The organism is Pectobacterium araliae (assembly GCF_037076465.1).
GTDB classification, from domain to species: Bacteria; Pseudomonadota; Gammaproteobacteria; order Enterobacterales; family Enterobacteriaceae; genus Pectobacterium; species Pectobacterium araliae.
This window is the reverse complement of record NZ_AP028908.1, coordinates 3,045,217-3,065,334: the sequence shown is the minus strand read 5'-3', so window position 1 is coordinate 3,065,334 and position 20,118 is coordinate 3,045,217. Positions and strand designations below refer to the sequence as shown.

Here is a 20,118-nt window from a genome sequence, read left to right as displayed (position 1 = left end):
CTACGTAAGCAAGAAGAGAGGTCTGAAAATCCTTCTCCTGCTTGGTCGCCAATCTGATTATTGTGACGGACATAAACACTGTACATACCGTTACACAGCAACGCTCATCATCGAAGATAAGCCTGGTATATAATCCAAAAATACAGGGATCGATTTACTGTGAAGATAAAAATTCACAAATTTCAAACAATAAATATCATGTAGTCTTACTTTATATAATGAAAATAAAAAATACTCTCTGTCTACATATCCTGATGGCTACCCTCGCCATCCTGTTTCTTAGTGCTCACCCGCTAGCAACAAGTGTTGATCCTGCGTTAACATTCCAACCGCTGATAAACACCATGGAAGGAACGCCGAAAGAACAAAGGGAAAAAATAGCGACTATTTCTCATGCTTTGCAGGGAAATGCGATTTTCTTTCTTGGTGCATCCGAAGTTTCTACTTCTGAAGACGAACATTACGCGGTCTATAACTATTTTAATAACCAACTGCATCGTCCGGTTGTGGCTTATGGCGATAGTTATGTCGATAGCGTCACGCATTTTTTACTGCTTTCACGTTTTAAAAATGATCTTAACGCTAACAGTAAAGTTGTTTTGCTGCTTGCGCCCGATAGCTTTTATTCGGACGGTATTCCCCCGGCCATTTTTGCCAACAATTTTCCGGCATCTATTTTCAATCCGTTGATGAAGGACGACCAGACGCGATCCTTTCTGGTCAATTACTTACAACATATCGACAAAGAAGAGATAAGCCATCTAACTTTCGGCCAAATGAAAGTCTATGGTTGGGATCCGCAAATTATCTGGCAGGAAGTGAGTTATCAATTTGCTAATTTCTGCGAGCTGATAAAAAACGACTGGTTAGCGATGCTACGCATTGTCCCTCAGCCCACACAACCATGGCCGCATCCACTCGCCACCCATGTGATTCCCGACTGGGATCGCGAGCTGGCTCAGGCTCACGAGCTGAATAAATCTCGCCAGCAAAGCGCAGCGACGCTGTGGATGGATAAGTCTGTTTTTGCAGACGATCAAACGCGGGAAGAGTGGGATGACGCACCGATTTTTCCTGCGCAAATGGAGGCGTTATCCGCGACGATAAAACTGTTGAAAGCGCGCAATGCGCAGTTTGTCGTCATTGTCGATCCGATCAATCCGTGGGCAATTAAGAATTCCGAGAAATTTCAGCCAGTCGATCGTCAGATCCGGTCGGTGCTGGAGGAAAATCAGGTTCGCTATTTTGATATGTATGCGCAGCCTTACCAAAACGGCTGGAATTGGGATCGTCTGCACCCAACCGAGCCAGCCTGGGTCACGATGGATCATTTTATTGCTGAGAGTTTTAAATGATGAAAACCGCCATTCGCCTTTTTTTCCTTTATCTCTTTTTGGCAGTCACTATCGTCGCCTGGACTTCTGTTGACGAAAGCATGAGTTTAAAAGTGCATTTTGAATATCAAAAATTCTGAAGGATGAATGATGTACAGCTCCGGAATGTTTTTTTTCCTTCTGTTTTCATCAGCATTGTTGTTTGCGCTGATTAATCGCGTATTCAGTTATCGACTGACGTATTTATCCGCCTTTTCCGTCTTGGCGGTGTTAGGCTGGGGATATATTTTCCAGGGGGATTACATTATTCCCGTGGCGGTTTTCCTGAGTTTTTATATTTTCGTTACCTTAAAAGAGAAAGGCTGGCTGAGAACCTGGCAGGCGGTCAGCCTGACGTTGCTCCCGCTGTTTTTAGTGAAATTACACCTAAACAACCACTGGGGCATGATTGGTTTGTCTTTTATGACCTTCCGCGCCATTGATGTTCTGCTGTATCGCAGCAAAAAAGACGGCCAGAATTTCCTGCATTACTTCTGCTATCTGTTTATGCCCTTCATTATTCTGGCGGGCCCCATGTATCGCTGGCGGACGTGGCTTACTGACATTAATAAACCGGCCTTCATGATTACCCGTGAGCAGTTTTTAGTGGCCATGGAGCAAATCTTTACCGGTATTATTCAGAAGTTCTTATTTGCCATGCTGATCAATAATCTGGTGATTGAGTCGTGGAGCCATCGCCCGTTTACATTAAACGTGGGTGTGGTGATGTCGCTGGCCTACAGCGCCTATCTCTACTTTGATTTTGCTGGCTACAGCAATATGGCTATCGGGGCAGGGCGCTTATTTGGCTTGAATATCCCAGCGAACTTCAATATGCCCATTCTGGCTAAAAACCCGCAGGATTTCTGGCGGCGCTTCCACATCAGCCTGTCGGAATGGCTGAGGGACGTGGTCTTTATGCCGATTTATATGAATCTGATGAAGCTCGATTTTTTCCGACAGAACAAAACGCTGGCGCAGAATATTGGCATTTTCTGCACCCTGTTCTGTATGGGGGCATGGAATGGACTTGAACGACACTATGTTATTAGCGGCGCGCTGTTTGGTGCCATTTCCGTTGTTCATAACATGTTGCAGTGGTCTGCCAAACGTAGTCCAGCGTTGAATAATTTTCTGCATCACTCGGTTATTGTGCTCATCGGTCGAATTCTGACGCTGACAAGCGCAGCGGCCTCCCTCTACATCTTTAGCGGAATGTCTCCTCTATGAACCTTCACTCAGAACTTCAGGAACTACAAGATTTCCTGCGTGCGACATTACTTGAGCCCGCTAACCCCAATCAGTTGGCGATTAGCGGCAGCGATGAAGCGATGACCTGGCAACAGCTATCCGTTGCCGTTACTGACTGGTCGCATCGCTATCAGCAATGCCAGCAGCCCGCGGGTTCGCCAGTGGTGTTATATGGACACCAGCAGGCAGAATTCGCTGTGGCGATCTATAGCTGCCTGCTACATAACATTCCGTATATCCCAGTGGACTGTATCTACCCGCAGGAGCGGCTCAAGGAGATTTTCCATCTGGCGAACGCTCCTTACTACTACGATGTCGTGACGAGGCAGTTTATTGCTACGGGTGAGGTGGGTCAGGCGTTAGTCGAGCAGGATCTCGCGTATATCATGTTCACCTCCGGCAGTACCGGAAAACCGAAAGGAGTGCAAATCGGGCGTGAAAGCCTGTGGCACTTTATGAAATGGGTACGTGAGGACTTTTCGCTGCCAGATGTGCCGGTGCTGATGAACCATGCCGTGTTCAGCTTCGATCTCTCCCTGATCCCGCTGTTGGCGAATCTGGCAGCCGGAGGGCACATCGTCCTGAATGCGAAAGAGGATATTGCAGCAGAAAATTGGCTCGATCGCCTGAAAGATAACGGCGTTTCCGTTTGGGTTTCAACGCCCTCTTTCGCCTATCAGAAGCTGCTTTCTCCTCAGTTCAACAGTGAATACTTACCTGAACTTAACGTCTTCGTCTTCATTGGCGAAGTGCTCAATAAAGCGTTAGTAAAACAGCTACGCCGCCGCTTTCCGCACGCCAAAATTCTCAACTCTTATGGCCCAACGGAAGCGACTATCGCCACCACCGTCATCGAAATCACGGATGATATCCTGCACAACGACAACGACCTGCTGCCCGTCGGCGCGATGATGCCGGACTCCAGAATGGAAATTACTGCTGAAGGTGAGCTGATCATTTGGGGGAAAAACGTGATGCGTGGCTACCTTGGGCTGGTGCAGGAGAACGCGGAGAAATTGCTTCATCGCAAAAGCGAGGCGTTCCGAGGCTACCGAACCGGCGATCTGGGCTATGAGAACGGGTTGTTGTACTGCCAGGGGCGAAATGACAGCCAGATCAAACTTAATGGCTACCGTATTGAAATCAACGAAATTGAAAACCGTCTGCTGGCGATATCCGACATCAGCGAAGCCGTTGTCCTGCCGCTGATGAAATCGGGCGGTGGCGTACTGCGTATTGCCGCGTTCTGCGTGACGAACTTAGCACCAGAGGCGATTAAAACCTCGCTCTCTAAGGTGATTCCGCCCTATATGGTGCCTTCCCAAATTATTATCCAAGATGCGTTGCCGCTGAATCCTAACGGCAAGATTGACCGTAAACTGCTGGATACCCATGCCCGCACGATTTAATTATCCCAGGAAAAATTATGGAACAAGAAATACTCGCGCTGTTTGAAAAGATCTTATCCCGTAAAGTGGGCTTTAATGATGAACTGATTGAGTCCGATATTCTCGACTCGATTCTGGCGGTCGATCTGGTGCTGGAAGTGCAGGACGTCTACGGCTGCGTGATCCCGCCAACTGAAGTCGCTACTGTTCTAAAGACCCCAGCAGAATTGGCACGCTACATTGAAGAGAACCGCGGCTAAGCTTAAAACGGTGGCGGTTTTACACGATATAAAGACCCTGGATAGGTTTATCTGGGGTCTTTTTCTTACATAAGACAGGTGTCTATCGTGTTATTGAGCCGAGAGTTCTTTTCGGATGATTTCTGCGCCAGCACTTAACGCATTAAGCTTGCCTGTAGCTACCCGACGAGATAAAGGAGCCATACCACAGTTGGTTGAAGGGTAGAGTTTGTCGGCATCGACAAACTGAAGTGCTTTGCGTAGCGTATTGGCGACGTCTTCTGGTGTCTCGACGGCATTGGTTGCCACGTCAATGGCTCCAACCATCACTTTTTTACCGCGAATCAGTTCAAGCAGATCCATGGGAACACGCGAGTTGTGGCATTCCAGCGAGATGATATCGATATTGGATGTTTGCAGTTTAGGAAACGCTTCTTCATATTGCCGCCACTCTGATCCCAGCGTCTTTTTCCAATCGGTATTGGCTTTGATGCCATACCCGTAGCAAATGTGTACCGCCGTCTCACATTTCAGCCCTTCAATCGCTCTTTCTAACGCGGCGATACCCCAATCATTCACTTCTTCAAAAAACACATTAAAGGCTGGCTCATCGAACTGAATAATATCCACACCCGCGGCTTCTAGCTCTTTCGCTTCCTGATTGAGAATTTTGGCGAATTCCCAGGCCAGTTTTTCGCGGCTTTTATAGTGGTTATCATACAGCGTATCGATCATCGTCATCGGCCCTGGCAGAGCCCATTTAATCGGCTGCTTAGTAAGTTGACGTAAGAATTTGGCATCTTCAACAAAAACGGGTTTTTGACGTGTCACCGCACCGACCACGGTCGGTACGCTTGCGTCATAGCGATTACGAATTTTAACGACTTCACGCTTCTCAAAGTCCACGCCGCTAAGGTGCTCAATGAACGTTGTCACAAAGTGTTGGCGCGTTTGTTCACCATCGCTGACTATATCAATACCTGCGCGCAGTTGATCAAACAGCGACAAACTCAGAGCATCTTTTTTCCCGTCAATTAACTCGTCGTTTTGTAATTTCCAGGGAGACCACAGTTTCTCAGGCTCTGCGAGCCAAGAGGGTTTGGGCAAACTGCCAGCCGTTGACGTGGGGAGCAATCTTTTCATAACAGGTGACCTTATTGTTTTGGTGAATCAAAGCGCGTAGTGAGCAGACCATTGTTCAAGAATATTTTTGTAGGGTTTGATGAATTGCTCTTCAGTAAACTTTCCTTGCTCAATAGCCAACTGACTGCGTTCTACCCGATCATAAACAATTTTTGTTAATGAATGATCCTGATGATTCAGAGTAGGTTGATAGCATTGCCCTGCTGCTGAGTTAGCATTGTAAATCTCAGGTCGATAAATCTTTTGGAACGTCTCCATCGTGCTGATGGTACTGATAAGCTCAAGATTTGTGTAATCACTCAGTAAATCACCAGAAAAATAAAAAGCCAAAGGTGCGACACTATTTGCAGGCATAAAGTAGCGAGCCTGTAATCCCATTTTTCCGAAATAATGATCGGTCAAGGAAGGTTCATTCTGCTGGTATTCGATGCCCAAAACAGGATGCTGATTTCCCGTCCGATGATAAGTGTTTTTACTTGAAATGCTGAGGCATATAACGGGTTGTTTATTAAAGTTATTTTTGTAATAAATTGAATTTGTGAAACATTTAAATAATTTCCCGTGCAAATCGCCAAAATTATCTGGCGTGCTAAATCCGGGGTGACTCTTATTATGTTCTGGCAGTAATACGCTAAAATCATAGTCTCGCACGTAAGAAGAAAAGTTATTCCCTACAATGCCTTCAATGCGTTCGTTTGTTTTTTTATCAACAATATTTGTTTTCAATATTTCAATGGCTGGGAAGGTATCGCCATTGCCTTCAATATCAATCTCGACGGAAATGATTTCAAGTTCGACAGAGTAACGATCGCTTTTGGGGTTATCCCAATGCGCCAAAGAATTGAAACGCTTGTCAATCATCACTAACGTGTTGCGTAAGTTCTCCTGACGCTTCTCTCCTCTGGCCAGGTTCGCAAAGTTGGTCGTGATGCGCGTATTTTCAGAAGGGTTATAATTTTCATCGAAACAAATGCTTTTAAGGGTAAATGTAAAATCTTTGTTCATTGTGTTCTTACATCCTAAATTTTGATGTGAAAGCTGAATTAATTTGTTGATTTAAATGGTTTTGTTTGTTTCTTATTCAGCAGTCTTCATGTTGTTAATAAGTTAATATTGCACATTTTATGCCAGAGTCATTGGATGAGTAAAAGAGAGTTAATTTCATCAAACGTGAATTATATTCATGATCAGGTGTGCGAGCGGGAGAAACGTTAGCGCAGAAGCCCTCTGTCTTACAGGATGTACCGCATGGAATCCATGCGATTAGGAACGGATAGCTGGACAGATTGTCGATAACGCGATCAACAAGATGTTCTCGCCGATGCTGAGCTACCTGAGAAAAGCGGCCACCCATCGCGTAGAACAGACTCACGTTGTCTGTTATCAAAAGACATGGAAGCGGGCGCTTCTGGCTCCGTGCAACCATCCTGTTTAGCGCAGTACTTTCCGGTATTACGTTTATCCTTCGTAGAAAAATCACAGTGCTTGGCGTTCTTGCATTTTTTATCCTCTTGATTCAGGTGATTCTGGGCATTGTGATGGTGATAGAGCTTTCTTCATTGTGGTTTGAATAACCGAGGTAAGAAGGCAAAGGTAGCCATACCCGTGGAATCATCCGGATGGTGAAGATGAGTGGCATAGCCGATCTCCATATTGAGGACTCAGCCAACCCTTTGGGCGATGATTGAGAAATACGTTTTCTTCGCCTGCTTTGGTGACTGGAGAGATTATTACCCTGCTTTATATTGATAAATTTATGAGGATATTCTCTCCATTAATCGCTCATACCTTTCAAATAGACGGCCATCTCATACCCCTAACTCAAATTTTCAGCATAACTGCACATTCTGCGCAACTTCTTGCTCACTTTCTGGTGTAAATCACTTTTTGCGCAATGTTTGCAAACGATTCGCGAAGTCCGCGCAACTTTTTGCTCAAATTTGGCTTAGGAGAAATTTGAGTTAAGTGAATTTATAGTAAAAACAATTAGATAAAAATTGGCATGGGAATTGCTATACGGAGTGTGAAGTTATTCAATCCGTTTAACAACACAGTCCGTTCAACAACAAGGAGCATTACTATGCCAACTCCATGCTATATCAGCATCGAAGGGAAAACCCAGGGCAACATCACCGCAGGGGCGTTCACCTCTGATTCCGTCGGCAACATCTACGTGCAGGGCCACGAAGATGAAATGCTGGTACAGGAATTCAAACACGTCGTCACCGTACCAACCGACCCGCAGTCCGGTCAGCCATCCGGCCAGCGTGTGCATAAACCGTTCAAGTTCACCGTGGCGCTGAACAAAGCCGTTCCGCTGCTGTATAACGCGCTGTCTACCGGTGAAATGCTGCCCACTGTGACCCTGAAGTGGTATCGCACCTCCGTGGAAGGCAAGCAGGAGCACTTCTTCTCTACCGTGCTGACCGACGCCACCATCGTGGACATCAACTGCCAGATGCCACACTGTCAGGACCCGTCCAAACTGGACTACACCCAGTTAATCGAAGTGTCGCTGGCTTACCGCAAAATCGACTGGGAACACACCGTTGCCGGCACTTCCGGTTCTGATGACTGGCGTGCGCCGGTCGAAGCGTAATCCTGTTGTATTCAACCCGGGCTTGTCCCGGGTTTTCTGCGTGTACTGTCCTGAGGTCTGATTCTCCAGACCTGAGTGCAGACAACACGATGTTCAAAGCGAGGGAATCAACGTGGCAAACAGTACAGGATTACAGTTCACGGTAACGGTCGGCGCCCTGCCTGCCTCGACCTTTGCCGTGGTGGATTTTCAGCTCAGCGAGGCACTGAACCAGCCGTTTGCCCTGTCGCTGAATCTGGCCAGCCCGTTGCCCAGCATCGACTTTGGTGCAGTACTCGACCAGCCCTGTGAGCTGCTGGTGTGGTACGAAGGCGAACTGAAGCGCCGGGTCAGCGGCATGGTCAGCGCCTTTGCCCAGGGCGACACCGGCTTTCGTCGCACCCGCTATCAGGCAGAAGTACGTCCCGCGCTGTGGCGGCTGGGGCTGCGTACCAACGCCCGTATTTTTCAGGCGCAAAAGCCGGAGGCGATTATCGGTACATTGCTGGAAGAGTCCGGCATTACCGATTATGCCTTTGCACTGCGTCACGACCACGCCCCGCGCGAATACTGCGTGCAGTATCGGGAAAGCGATTTGGCGTTTGTCACCCGACTGGCGGCAGAGGAAGGGCTGTATTTCTTCCATGAGTTTGAAGAGAGTAAACACCGCGTCGTTTTTGCGGATGATGCAGGCGCACTCAGTAAAGGCCCGGAACTGTTCTTCAACCTTGCTACACAGGGCCTGAGCGAAGGCGACTATGTCCGTCGTTTCCGCTATGCCGAGCGTGTCAGTACCGCCGAAGTCGCGCTCAAGGATTACAGCTTCAAAACCCCCGCCTATGGTCTGCTGCACAGCAAGATGGGCAGCGAGCTAGAACACCAGCGCGAAAGTTATCAGCACTTCGACTACCCCGGCCGCTTCAAGCAAGACCCAAGCGGCAAAGCCTTTACCGGCTACCGGCTGGATGCGTTAAGAGCAGGAGCGATGACCGGCTCTGGCGAATCGAATGCCGCGATGCTGATGCCGGGCAGCAGCTTTACCCTGACGGAGCACCCTAACCCGACGCTGAATAGTGGCTGGCAACTGGTGGCGATAACGCACAGCGGGCAACAACCGCAGGCGCTGGAAGAGGAAAGCGGCGGCGAACCCACCACCTACAGCAACAGCTTTGAGGTTATCAGTGCCAAATCGACCTGGCGTGCCGACCTGCCGTACAAACCGATGGTGGACGGCCCGCAGATTGCCACCGTGGTCGGCCCGGCGGGGGAAGAAATCTACTGTGACGAATACGGCCGCATCAAACTGCAATTCCCGTGGGACCGCTACGGCGCCAGTGACGACCAGAGCTCCTGCTGGGTGCGGGTGAGTCAGGGCTGGGCGGGCGGTCAGTACGGGCTGATAGCCATCCCGCGTATCGGCCACGAGGTGATTGTCAGCTTCCTCGAAGGTGACCCGGACCAGCCGATTGTCACCGGCAGAACCTTCCACGCCACCAATCCGTCGCCGTACCCGCTGCCCGCCAACAAGACGCGCACCTCACTGCGCACTTCAACGCACAAGGGGGCCGGGTTCAACGAACTGCGCTTTGAAGACCAGGCCGGGCAGGAAGAAGTGTTCATCCATGCTCAGAAAGACATGAACACAGTAGTGCTGAACAACCGTAAGACCACCGTCACGGCTGACCATGAGGAAAGCGTGGGCGGTAATCAGGCGGTGTCGGTGGTGAAAGACCAGTCCACCGAAATCCAGGGGCAACAGGGCATCGCCATCAGCGGCGGTCGCAGCACGGTCATTGGTGACACGGAAGCACAAGATGAGGCGCACGACAGCCTACAGGTGAAAAACAACATTGCCATCCAGTCGCAGAAGGGGGGCATCCTGATAGCGACGGACAAGGGCTTTATTGGTATCGGTGCAGACGGGGTCATCAACATCAAGGGCACTCACATTGTCATCAATGGCCAGCAAATCGACCTGAACTGAACAACAAGAACAAGGACACGTGAACATGTACCAGATGAACGAAGGCACGCTGGCTATTCCTGCGCAGTGGCGTGATGAATCCCTGCACGTTTTTGTCCTGCCGGATGAAACCACTAACCTGGTGGTGAACCGCACCCCGACGGAACCCGGTCAGGCAGCGGAAACGGTTTATGAAAAAACGCTGGAACAGTTTTCTACCCATCTCACGGGTTACAACGAGGTGCTGTCCTGGGAACTGACGCTGGCAGGCGTGCCTGCTCCCGCACTGGAATACACCTGGCAGTCACCGGAAGGGAAAATGCATCAGGTAGTGGTGATGCAGGTGCGGGGTAACCTGTTGCTGACGTTCACCATTACCGCTGCCGGGGTGCTGAGTGATGCCCGTAAAGCGGAGCTGCTGGCCGTGATTGAGACGTTTAATGCGGCTGAACCTGCCACAGCGGAGGATAAGGCTGGCCGCCATGCGTGATGAAATCCTCTCCCGTATTGCACGGGTGGGCGCGATGCACGCGGGCAATCGACCGACGTTACCGCCTGATTTACCGGCACCCGGCAGCGGCTCGCCGCCGACCTCACCGGGCAAGGCTATCAAACACAGCAGCTTTCTGGGGGCGCTGCTTGGTGCGGTGGCTGGGGCGCTGGTCGCCGCCGTCGCGTTTGCCGCTGCCTCTGCTGTCGTTGCCGGCCTGGTATTGTTAACCGGGGTAACGGGCGGAGCAGGACTGGCTCTGGTTATCGGTGCAGCCAAACTGGCGCTTGGATTCGGGGCTGTATTCGCGTTGAGTGGCTTAATCTCCGATGTCAGTCGAAAGACCGCTGCCATGGTAGACAGTGTCATGCCTGCGTCGGGTATGGTCAAAGGTGGTTCAAAGACCGTGTTTGTCGAGGGCAACCCAGTGTCCCGCGCCGAAATCGATGCGGTGCTTTGCGATAAACATAACGGCCCGCAACTGATTGCCCAGGGCAGTGAAACCGTGTTCGTTGAGGGCTACCATGCCGCACGGGTGGGGGATAAAACTGTGTGCGGCGCGACCCTCAAAGAGGGGGCTTCAACAGTGTTCTTCGGCTCCGGTCAGGCTTCGCCGCTCAAGGTTCAGGATGAGTTCAGTGGCTGGCAGAAGGCGCTGATACTCGCGGTGGAGTTTCTGGTGCCCCCCAGCCGGGGCCTGTTTCGGGGACTGGGCAAACTCTTCACTAAAGGGCCGATGGCGGTGCTGAGGGGCATGCAGGCCGGGGCATCATTCGCCCTGAAAGGACTCCGTAGTGCCGTAGAGTGTGCCAAAAATGGTTTTAAGAACAGTAAAGGACTGGCGCGTGTCACCGAATCCGTTCGCGGCTTCCTGAAAGACCCCGTCTATATCGCCAGTGGCGAGGTCATTGAAAAACGCCTCGATCTGGACTTGGGCCAGACCATTCCTCTGTTGTTTGAACGCACCTACCGCTCTGGTAGCCCCCACACTGGCTTGCTGGGCCACGGCTGGCACGATAGTTGGAGTGAAGTCGCGACCCTCAGCGACGATAACGGTGCCCCCCATGTCACCATTACGCTGGCGCAGGGCTACGATATCGACTTCACTTTCGGGCTCGGTGCCACCGTGGTGTACTGCGCCGAATACCCCGAATTTAAACTGGTCAAGCGGCATAACGGTTTTCACCTGTGGCACCGCGACAGCCAGACCTGGCGTGCCTTTACCGTCAAACAGGGCGACCAGTTGCTGTTGTCGGCCATTACCGACAACCACCAGAATCGTATCGACTTTCTCCGCGACCCCAAAGGCTACCTGCGTAAAATACGGCACAGCGACAGCATCGAGCTGTTGCTGGTGTGGCAGGGTGAGTTTCTGCGTCAGATACAGCGCATTGATGGCGGCCAGAAAACCATGCTGGCCGAATACCGGCAGGACGAACAGGGGCGACTGGTCGAGGCGGATGCCGCCCATGCCTATCACCTGTTTTACGAGTATGACAACCATAGCCGTCTGACTCGCTGGCACGACAACGATAAAACCTGGGCGCATTATGAGTATGACCTTCAGGGGCGGTGCATTTACACCACCTGTGCTGACGGCTACCTGACCGCCGGTTTTGAGTACCTGACCGACCGCGTGGTGATGACTGACGGACAGGGCCAACGCAGTGAATATGGCTTCAATGACCTCTACCTGATGGCCTGGGAGAAATCCCCACTCGGCCATGTCACCCATTATGAATACGATGACGTCGGCAACCTGCTGCGGGAAATCTCTCCGGCAGGGCGGGTGGTGGAATTTGCCTATCTGGACAACAGCGGGCTGGTCAGTACCTTTACCGACGGCAGCGGCCACCAGTGGCACTACAACTATGACCATTACGAGCGGCTGACCGGCATCACCGACCCCCTGGGCCGAAGTTGGGCGTGGCAGTACGACAGCACCGGTAATCCGCAGAGCCTGACCGGGCCGGACAACAGCGAAGTGCGTTTTGCCTGGAACCGCTATGGCCTGCTGACTGAAGTCAGCGACCAGAACGGTCAGGTACAGGCCAGCCTGTTTTATGACCACCGGCAGCGCCTGATGAGTGCCACGGATGCAGAATCCCGCACTCAGCAACTGCGCTACGACCCGCAGGACCGACTCACAAGCTGGACGCGCCCGGACGGTTCAACCTACCGCCTCGGTTATCGCCGTGCAAGCTGGAAGCTACCGGAGCAACTGCTGCGCCCGGATGACAAGCAAGAGCAGCGCCAGTACGACAAACATAACAACCTGCTGAACTACACCGACGGCAACGGCGCAGTATGGGCACAAACCTATGGCGCGTTTGACCTGCTGACCTCACGCACCGATGCGGCAGGCCGCACCTGGCAGTACGAGTACGACAAAGAAAGCCAGCAGCTTGTCTGCGTTACGGCACCGGACGGCAACCGCTGGCAGTGGTGGCTGGATGCAGACGGACGTGTCATACGTGAACGCGACATGGCGGGCACGGAGACCCACTATGGCTATGACGAAGACGGCCACTGCATCAGCATCCGCAATGGCGAAGGAGAAACTCGCCACTTTCTGTACGACGGACGCGGACTGCTGATTAAGGAAACCGCGCCGGACGACACCCTGCACTACCGCTATGACGCGGCAGGTCGGCTGACTGAAGTCACGTCCGCCACCAGTCATATCCGGCTTGAATATGACGAGCGTGACCGGGTGGTGCAGGAGTACAACAGCGGTTCGGTCATCCGACGCCACTATCAGGACGCATCGCACACCGTGTCCCGCAGCCTGTACTGGGACGGTGAAGAGGACAGTGCGGCACTGACCAGCACCTTCCGCTATAGTGCGACGGGTGAACTGCGCCAGGTACAGTTGCCGGATGGCGCGGAGTTAACGCTGGCTCATGATGCCGCCGGACGTGAATCTACCCGCCACAGCAATGGCGGTTTTACACAGCAGCGTGAATACGACGCCATGGGCTGGCTGACGCGGGAAATGAGTGGCCAGTCGGTGGACGGTCGCCTGCACCCCACCCAGACGCGGGAATACCTCTACGACGGTGCAGGCAACCTGACCGGCACCCGACGCAACCGCGAAGCGGCTGGCTATCAGCTCGATGCCAGCGGGCGCGTGCTGTCGGTGCTGAGCGGTGGCGCGGGGCGCAGCATCAATACTGAAGAACAATACCGCTACACCCGCAGTGGCCTGCCGCAGGATGCCACCCGCCTGACCGACTGGCAGGCCGGACGCCTGACCCAGCAGGATAACACTCACTACCAGTACGACAAGGCCGGGCGACTGATACGTAAACAGGTAGTACAGCCGGGCTACCGGCCGCAGGTGTGGCATTACCGCTGGGATAGCCGTAACCAGCTAAGGGTTGTTGATACCCCAACGGGAGAGCGCTGGTACTACCGCTACGACCCGTTCGGACGGCGCATCGGCAAGCGCTGTGAGCAAACGCAGGACGAACTCCGCTACCTGTGGGACGGCGACCAGATTGCCGAAGTGCGGCACTACCGCGACAACCAGCTTATCAGCTGCCGCCACTGGGTGCATAACGGCTGGGAGCTGCTGGTACAACAACGCCAGAATACGGACGGTAGCTGGGAAACGGACTTTGTCACCAGCGGCCATAACGGCGAACCGCAGGCCATTTTTAATCCGGAAGGCGAACTGCGCTGGCAGGCTCCGCGCACCAACTTATGGGGGAAGCGCTATACCGATAATACTGAAAATCTCGATCCGGGACTGGCCTTTGCCGGGCAATACCGTGACAGCGAAAGCGGGCTATGTTATAACCGTTTTCGCTATTATGATCCGAGTGGTGGATGCTATGTCTCGCCTGACCCGATAGGGATAGCGGGGGGTGAGAGTAACTATGGGTATGTACCGAATCCGAATACGTGGGTTGATCCTCTGGGGTTGGCGAAGTGCAATTCACCGAACGGATATAAAAAAGGTGATGTTGACCCTCATGGTAATTTATCACCAAATGCAAACAGGGCATCAGGTCATCGGAATACTAAGTCTGATGGTTTTGTTCAAAGTCATCATCCTATCCAAGATGCTTGGGCTAAGAAAAGAATCGACGGATATCAGAGAAATTCGGCCCCCGCTACATTATTAGGATCTGCATCGGGCAGCCCTCACGCTAAAATTAGCGCAGCCCAGCGAGCGAGAAGAGCTATGTCTGGGGGATGGGATACCTCTTTGAAACAAGAGTTCAATACAAGCTATAGGGAGATGCTTGATGCAGGAGTTCCTTCTGGACAGGCTAAAAAAGCCCTTAGTGATGCATACAAATATTTTGATGGATTGAGAGAAAGTAATATTGGCAACCCATTTTTTAATATTTAATAAATGCGCGGTGACTTTTTGTGGATAAAAATAAAGCGATGGAAAAATTAGTAGATATAGAAAAATTTATAGGCAAAGGGTTGCCTATCGCATATAAAAAATTCTTGTTTGAAGAGGTTGGCGAAAATGAAGCTTATGAAATCCAAAATTCGCGTGGTGATTTAATTTATATTTATAACTATCATGATGTAATTGAAAGAAACAAAACATATACAATACAAGATGTTGAACCTAATTATTTTTTAATTGGTCAGGATGGGGATATAGGGTATTTTATTTATCTTCATGATAATAGTGATAAAATTTATAGTCTAGATCTTGGTGCTCTTGGTAGCCTAGACATGGATGAGGAAGCGAAGGATATTTATAGCTTACGCACTTAGTCTTTAAATAAATCCGGAAGCGATCCCAACGATCCTTCCGGCTTTGATTTTATCTGCTGTTTAGTTCAACGATCAGACATTAATCTCCGTCTCAATCACTATCCTTCCCCGCTCGACCGTCACCGTTATCGGCATCCCGGTCATAAAGCCCGACTCCTCCAGCCAGCGACCCTTAAGGTTAATCGCCGACGGCGGGTTTGGCTTGCCGTTTTGCGGAGCATATCCCACCGTGTAGTAACGTTCTGTTTTAGTTGCTGTATTAACGGTGACGCCTGACTTAGAATGTGCCTTAGCCATGATTAACTACCTCGTTTAGTTGCTTGTGGTGAGCGGCTGTTACAGGTTGCCTCCTGTAGCAGCCGCGTTAAATATCAACGCATTGTCTTCATTACCTGCTTCATCTTCTCCTGTGTGATCGCCATATCCAGAATACGGCATATCACTTCCTGATCGTCTGCCTTAAGTTCATCAACCTGCTTGCATAACTCTTTTAATCGCTTGTTTTTAATGTCAAAAACAGGTGCAGGCGTGTTCTTATCTCCCAGCAGCATATAGTCAATGCTGACTTCAAGAAACTGAGCCAGTTTAATGATGTAATCAAACTGTGGCTTAACCTGCCCTTGTTCCCATCGCCCCAGCATCCGGGGCTGAATGTCCAGCAGGTTCGCCAGTTCTATCTGTGTTAGCTGTCTTGCCTTACGCAGCGCAGCCAGACGCTTACCAAAATCACTCATGGAGAAACAAAGCCAGTTAAGTTGTTTACTCTGCATGATAAACGTCCTTTTAAAATTAACCCTTGAAGTAATTATAATGACTCCTATATTATAGGTCAATAATGACCTTGACGCATTTTTGTAAGGAGCCTGTTATGGCACGCATCCCTGAATCCGAGTTGCAGCACCTGAAAGCCGCCGTGCCGTTAGTGGACGTGGTGCGCTCGCAGGGTCGGCAGATAGTCAAACGCGGTAAAGACGTGGTGGTGCTGTGTCCGTTCCATCAGGAGAAAACCCCGTCTATGGTTATCTCGCCGGACAAGAACCTGTATCACTGCTTCGGCTGCGATGCAGGCGGCTCGGTGCTGGACTGGGTGATGAAAACGGAAGGGCTAAGCCTGCACCGGGCGGTTGACCGCCTGCGGGGTGAACTTGGCGTGGTGCCTGCGGCGGCACCGTTGCCGCCTGTCAGCGATATCGCGGATGAACAGGAGCGGCAGGCGTTACTGACGCGTGTTATCGACTTCTATCACCACACGCTGATGAATGCGCCGGAGGCCATCGCGTATCTGGAAAAGCGCCGCCTCAATCATCCTGAGTTAGTCGCTGCCTTTAAGTTGGGGTTCGCCAACCGCACGCTGGGTTATCGCCTGCCGCCGAAGAAACTGAAAGACGGCGCGGCCATCCGTAGTCAGTTGCAGGCGCTGGGAATACTGCGTTCATCCGGTCATGAACATCTGGCGGGGTCGCTCGTGGTGCCGGTTATCGACCTTAACGGTCAGGTGCAGGAGCTGTACGGGCGCAAGGTCAGCAGTGAGTTACGCAAAGGGACACCGCTGCACCTGTATCTGCCGGGGCCGCATGGCGGGGTGTGGAACGAGCAGGCGTTAGTGGCAGGTAAAACGGTCATCCTGTGCGAATCCCTTATCGATGCGATGAGCTTCTGGGTGGCAGGCTACCGCAACGTAACGGCGGCGTATGGGGTGAACGGCGTGACCGAGGAGATGCGGAAGGCTTTTATCCGTCACGGCGTGAAACAGGTACTTATCGCGTTCGATAACGACGCGGCAGGCGATGAAGGCGCGGTGAAACTGGCTTCTGTGTTAGCGGCTGACGGTATCACGCCGTTCCGGCTGGTGTTCCCGGCGGGCATGGATGCGAATGAGTACCTGTGCAAGGTCTCAGAGCCAGAACTGGCGTTCCGTGCGGCGGTTGACGGGGCGTTGCCAATGGGGGAAGTGGTCGGGGTTGAATCCACGCCTGACACGGCTCCTGAGCCACAGCGTAAAGCCGCGCCACAGTCTGAAACCTTGCCGCAACCCGCCTCTTCTTTAGTTGCCGGGGTTGTGGTTGAAACGCTGCCGGGCGGTGAGCTGGAGATAACGCTGTCCGGTCAGCACTGGCGCATCCGGGGCATGGCGTCGGTGAAAGCGGGCAGCGGCGTGATGAAGGTCAACGCGCAGATACTGGACACCGAAAGTGGTGTGGTGTTCGCGGACAGCGTAGACATGGTGAGCGCCCGTTCACGGGCGGGCTATGCGCGGCTGGCCGCATCAGAGCTGGGGTTAGCGGAAAGCGACATTAAACGCAGTCTGGGGCGGGTGCTGCTGGCACTGGAAACCCATCTGAGCCAGCCGGACACCCACGGTGAAAGCGTTCCTGAACTGGATGAGGACGCCAAAGCGGCGGCGCTGGCGTTGCTGCAAGACCCGAACCTTATCGGCAGACTGACGGATGACCTGGCCGCCTGTGGTGTGGTGGGGGAATCCACTAACTTAGTGGCGGGCTATCTGGCGGCGGTGTCGCGCAAGCTGGACAGGCCGTTAGCGGTGCTCATCCAGAGCAGTTCGGCGGCGGGGAAATCCTCACTGATGGATGCGGTGCTGAACCTGATACCGCCGGAAGAGCGCTTACAGTACAGCGCCATGACGGGGCAAAGCCTGTTTTATCTCGGTGAAACCAATCTCCAGCATAAAATCCTCGCCATCGCGGAAGAAGAAGGTGTGCGGCAGGCGGCGTATGCACTGAAACTGCTCCAGTCAGATGGTGAACTGACGATAGCCAGTACGGGCAAGGATGATGCGACGGGAAACCTCGTCACCAAACAGTACACGGTAAAAGGTCCGGTGATGCTGATGCTGACCACCACGGCCATCGACGTGGATGAAGAACTGCTGAACCGCTGCCTTGTGCTCACCGTAAACGAATCCCGCGAACAGACCGAAGCGATACATGCGTTGCAGCGCCACAAACAAACGCTGGAAGGGTTATTGATGGAGAACGAGAAAGGCTATCTCACCGAACTGCACCAGAACGCGCAGCGGCTGTTACGCCCGCTCAGGGTGGTCAATCCGTTCGCCTCACAGCTCACGTTCCTGAGCGACAAAACCCGCACCCGCCGCGACCATATGAAGTACCTGACGTTAATCCAGTCTGTCGCGCTGTTGCATCAGTACCAGCGGGAGGTGAAGACGGTGGAGCACCGTGGCGCGGTTATCGAGTATATCGAGGTCGAACGGTCGGATATCGTGCTGGCCAATCGGTTAGCGCATGAAATCCTTGGCCGGACGCTGGACGAAATGCCGCCGCAGACGCGGAAGTTGCTGATGCTGATACAGCAATGGGTAAAAGAGAGCGGCCAGCCGAAAGCAGAGCTTCACTTCACCCGCAAACAGCTACGGGACGCGGTGCAGTGGGGCGATACGCAACTGAAAATCCACCTTGCCCGACTGGCTGAACTGGAATACCTGATGCTGCACAAGCGGGGGCTGACGTTCTGCTATGAACTGCTGTTCGACGGGGATACACAGGCCGATAACGCGCATCTGTGCGGGCTTATCGACGTGCTGGAAGCACCAACAAGTTCAGCCACAACCGACAATAACAGCCAGTACGACTTCGTCCGGTCGGGGGTAAATAAAAAGCGGTCGGCCTCAGGTCGGGGGGTGGTCGGTAGTCGGTCGGACAAGGTAACAGTGGCTAAAGCCCGCACTGGCAAAGCTTCCACGTCATCCGGTCGGGTTAACGGTAAAAACACTGTTCCGGCAACACACGATAAGCCCATCGTACCGTAGTTCCCTTCTCACCCTCACGCAGGACGCGCCGCCATGACTCAACCCAAATCCCCGACACCGGAAGCCCTTTACCTTAGCCGCCAGACGCAGACGTTGCGCCAGCACACCGACCATTACCTTGAACACCTGAGCGCGGCAGGCTACAGCCCGCGCACGCATGAAGGTTACCGGGAGCGGCTGCTGCCGTTCGTGGCGTGGTGTGAGGACAGAGGGTTGCTTCATGCACCACAAGTAAGTCTGTCCGTGCTGGAAGGGTATCAGCGCTGGCTGCGGGGCTATCGCAAGGCAGACGGCAGACCGTTAACGGCGGGCAGTCAGTTAAACCGCCTGTCGGCTATCCGGATGCTGTTCCGCTGGCTGCTGAAACGCCACATTATCCTGTATAACCCGGCGGACATGCTGACGTTGCCGAAAGAGGAAAAGCGGCTGCCAGCGCAGGTACTGAGCGTGGAAGAAACCGGCGGCGTATTACAGTCGGTGGAGAGCGGCACCGTTATCGGGCTGCGTAACCGGGTGATACTGGAAGTGCTGTGGAGTACGGGCGTTCGCCGGACAGAAGCAGCTAATCTGATGCTGAGCGATATCGACCTGAGCCGGGGCGTGATGGTGGTGCGTCAGGGCAAGGGCAATAAAGACCGGGTGGTGCCGCTGGGTGAGCGGGCGTGTAAGTGGCTGACGCGCTACCTGAATCATGCGCGGCCTGAACTGGCGAAACGGTATGACAGCGGACACCTGTTTATCAGCCAGCGGGGAAAAGGACTGGCGCGGGTCACGCTGACGCAGATGGCGGGCAAAGCCATCCGGGAAACGGGACATCTTGATAAACCGGGGGCGTGCCATGTGTTCCGGCACTCAATGGCCACACAGATGCTGGAGAACGGCGCGGACACGCGACACATACAGGCCATACTCGGCCATGAAAAGCTGGAAACCACGCAAATCTATACGCGGGTTGCTATAGGACACTTACAGAAGGTGCATGAACAGACCCATCCGGCAGAGCGGAAACAGCAGGCGCGGCGTAAAAAGAAGCGGGACGAGCGCAAGCCGGACGCTACAACATTGCCGGACAGTCACAAAAAGTAGCTCACGCCCTTCAGTCCCGCAGGACGGTGCAGGGCAAAAGCTGCGCCGTCCATGGCGCACCTCTTGCCTTGGTCAGC

General features: G+C 52.7%; 15 protein-coding genes. 11 read left to right on the top strand and 4 right to left on the bottom strand.

Going from position 1 to position 20,118, the window contains the following annotated elements:
- Window positions 1-218: 218 nt before the first annotated feature.
- From AACH44_RS13955 to AACH44_RS13940, 4 genes are all read left to right on the top strand, one after another.
- Window positions 219-1,355, top strand: a complete 1,137-nt coding sequence (locus tag AACH44_RS13955; protein WP_261850058.1) for a D-alanyl-lipoteichoic acid biosynthesis protein DltD — start codon at window positions 219-221, stop codon at window positions 1,353-1,355.
- Window positions 1,356-1,484: 129 nt separating this feature from the next.
- Window positions 1,485-2,603 carry a membrane-bound O-acyltransferase gene (locus AACH44_RS13950; RefSeq protein ID WP_261850057.1) on the top strand — a complete coding sequence of 373 codons (1,119 nt, stop codon included), beginning with the start codon at window positions 1,485-1,487 and terminating at the stop codon, window positions 2,601-2,603.
- Entirely contained in the window at window positions 2,600-4,033 is a 1,434-nt protein-coding gene (locus AACH44_RS13945; protein ID WP_338659295.1) for an AMP-binding protein, read from the top strand. Before AACH44_RS13950 ends, AACH44_RS13945 begins: the two co-directional genes overlap by 4 nt.
- Window positions 4,034-4,050: 17 nt before the next feature.
- Window positions 4,051-4,272, top strand: coding sequence for an acyl carrier protein (locus AACH44_RS13940; RefSeq protein WP_005970017.1), 222 nt, complete (start codon window positions 4,051-4,053; stop codon window positions 4,270-4,272).
- Between the two features lie 90 nt (window positions 4,273-4,362).
- On the opposite strand, the gene AACH44_RS13935 is transcribed toward AACH44_RS13940, so the two are convergent.
- Both AACH44_RS13935 and AACH44_RS13930 read right to left on the bottom strand, forming a co-directional pair.
- Window positions 4,363-5,394 carry a methionine synthase gene (locus AACH44_RS13935; RefSeq protein WP_261850036.1) on the bottom strand — a complete coding sequence of 344 codons (1,032 nt, stop codon included), beginning with the start codon at window positions 5,392-5,394 and terminating at the stop codon, window positions 4,363-4,365.
- 27 nt (window positions 5,395-5,421) lie between these two features.
- Complete coding sequence (locus AACH44_RS13930) at window positions 5,422-6,399, bottom strand: DUF1852 domain-containing protein (protein ID WP_261850035.1); 978 nt, start codon at window positions 6,397-6,399, stop codon at window positions 5,422-5,424.
- A gap of 1,075 nt (window positions 6,400-7,474) precedes the next feature.
- On the opposite strand from AACH44_RS13930, the gene AACH44_RS13925 reads away from it, so the two are divergent.
- From AACH44_RS13925 to AACH44_RS13905, 5 genes are all read left to right on the top strand, one after another.
- On the top strand, window positions 7,475-7,993 hold the full coding sequence (locus AACH44_RS13925; RefSeq protein ID WP_338659294.1) for an Hcp family type VI secretion system effector: 519 nt from the start codon (window positions 7,475-7,477) through the stop codon (window positions 7,991-7,993).
- A 112-nt stretch (window positions 7,994-8,105) separates the two neighbouring features.
- Entirely contained in the window at window positions 8,106-9,956 is a 1,851-nt protein-coding gene (locus AACH44_RS13920; RefSeq protein WP_338659293.1) for a type VI secretion system tip protein VgrG, read from the top strand.
- Between the two features lie 25 nt (window positions 9,957-9,981).
- On the top strand, window positions 9,982-10,425 hold the full coding sequence (locus AACH44_RS13915) for a DUF1795 domain-containing protein (RefSeq protein WP_338659292.1): 444 nt from the start codon (window positions 9,982-9,984) through the stop codon (window positions 10,423-10,425).
- Window positions 10,418-14,785 (top strand): RHS repeat-associated core domain-containing protein, encoded by a 4,368-nt coding sequence (locus AACH44_RS13910; protein WP_338659291.1) that lies wholly within the window; start codon window positions 10,418-10,420, stop codon window positions 14,783-14,785. Before AACH44_RS13915 ends, AACH44_RS13910 begins: the two co-directional genes overlap by 8 nt.
- A gap of 20 nt (window positions 14,786-14,805) precedes the next feature.
- The gene (locus tag AACH44_RS13905) at window positions 14,806-15,168 is read left to right on the top strand and encodes an SMI1/KNR4 family protein (RefSeq protein WP_121479498.1); all 363 of its coding nucleotides are present in this window, start codon (window positions 14,806-14,808) and stop codon (window positions 15,166-15,168) included.
- Between the two features lie 72 nt (window positions 15,169-15,240).
- Here AACH44_RS13905 and AACH44_RS13900 read toward each other — a convergent pair whose 3' ends face one another.
- Both AACH44_RS13900 and AACH44_RS13895 read right to left on the bottom strand, forming a co-directional pair.
- Window positions 15,241-15,465 carry a type I toxin-antitoxin system SymE family toxin gene (locus AACH44_RS13900; RefSeq protein WP_261850240.1) on the bottom strand — a complete coding sequence of 75 codons (225 nt, stop codon included), beginning with the start codon at window positions 15,463-15,465 and terminating at the stop codon, window positions 15,241-15,243.
- A gap of 74 nt (window positions 15,466-15,539) precedes the next feature.
- Window positions 15,540-15,938: a helix-turn-helix domain-containing protein gene (locus tag AACH44_RS13895; protein WP_039297191.1), complete on the bottom strand. Its 399-nt coding sequence runs from the start codon at window positions 15,936-15,938 to the stop codon at window positions 15,540-15,542.
- A gap of 98 nt (window positions 15,939-16,036) precedes the next feature.
- On the opposite strand from AACH44_RS13895, the gene AACH44_RS13890 reads away from it, so the two are divergent.
- Both AACH44_RS13890 and xerC read left to right on the top strand, forming a co-directional pair.
- A complete protein-coding gene (locus AACH44_RS13890) occupies window positions 16,037-18,955 on the top strand; it encodes a DNA primase (protein WP_338659290.1) in 2,919 nt (972 codons plus the stop codon).
- Between the two features lie 33 nt (window positions 18,956-18,988).
- Window positions 18,989-20,041 carry a site-specific tyrosine recombinase XerC gene (gene xerC / locus AACH44_RS13885; protein WP_261850233.1) on the top strand — a complete coding sequence of 351 codons (1,053 nt, stop codon included), beginning with the start codon at window positions 18,989-18,991 and terminating at the stop codon, window positions 20,039-20,041.
- Window positions 20,042-20,118: the final 77 nt, after the last annotated feature.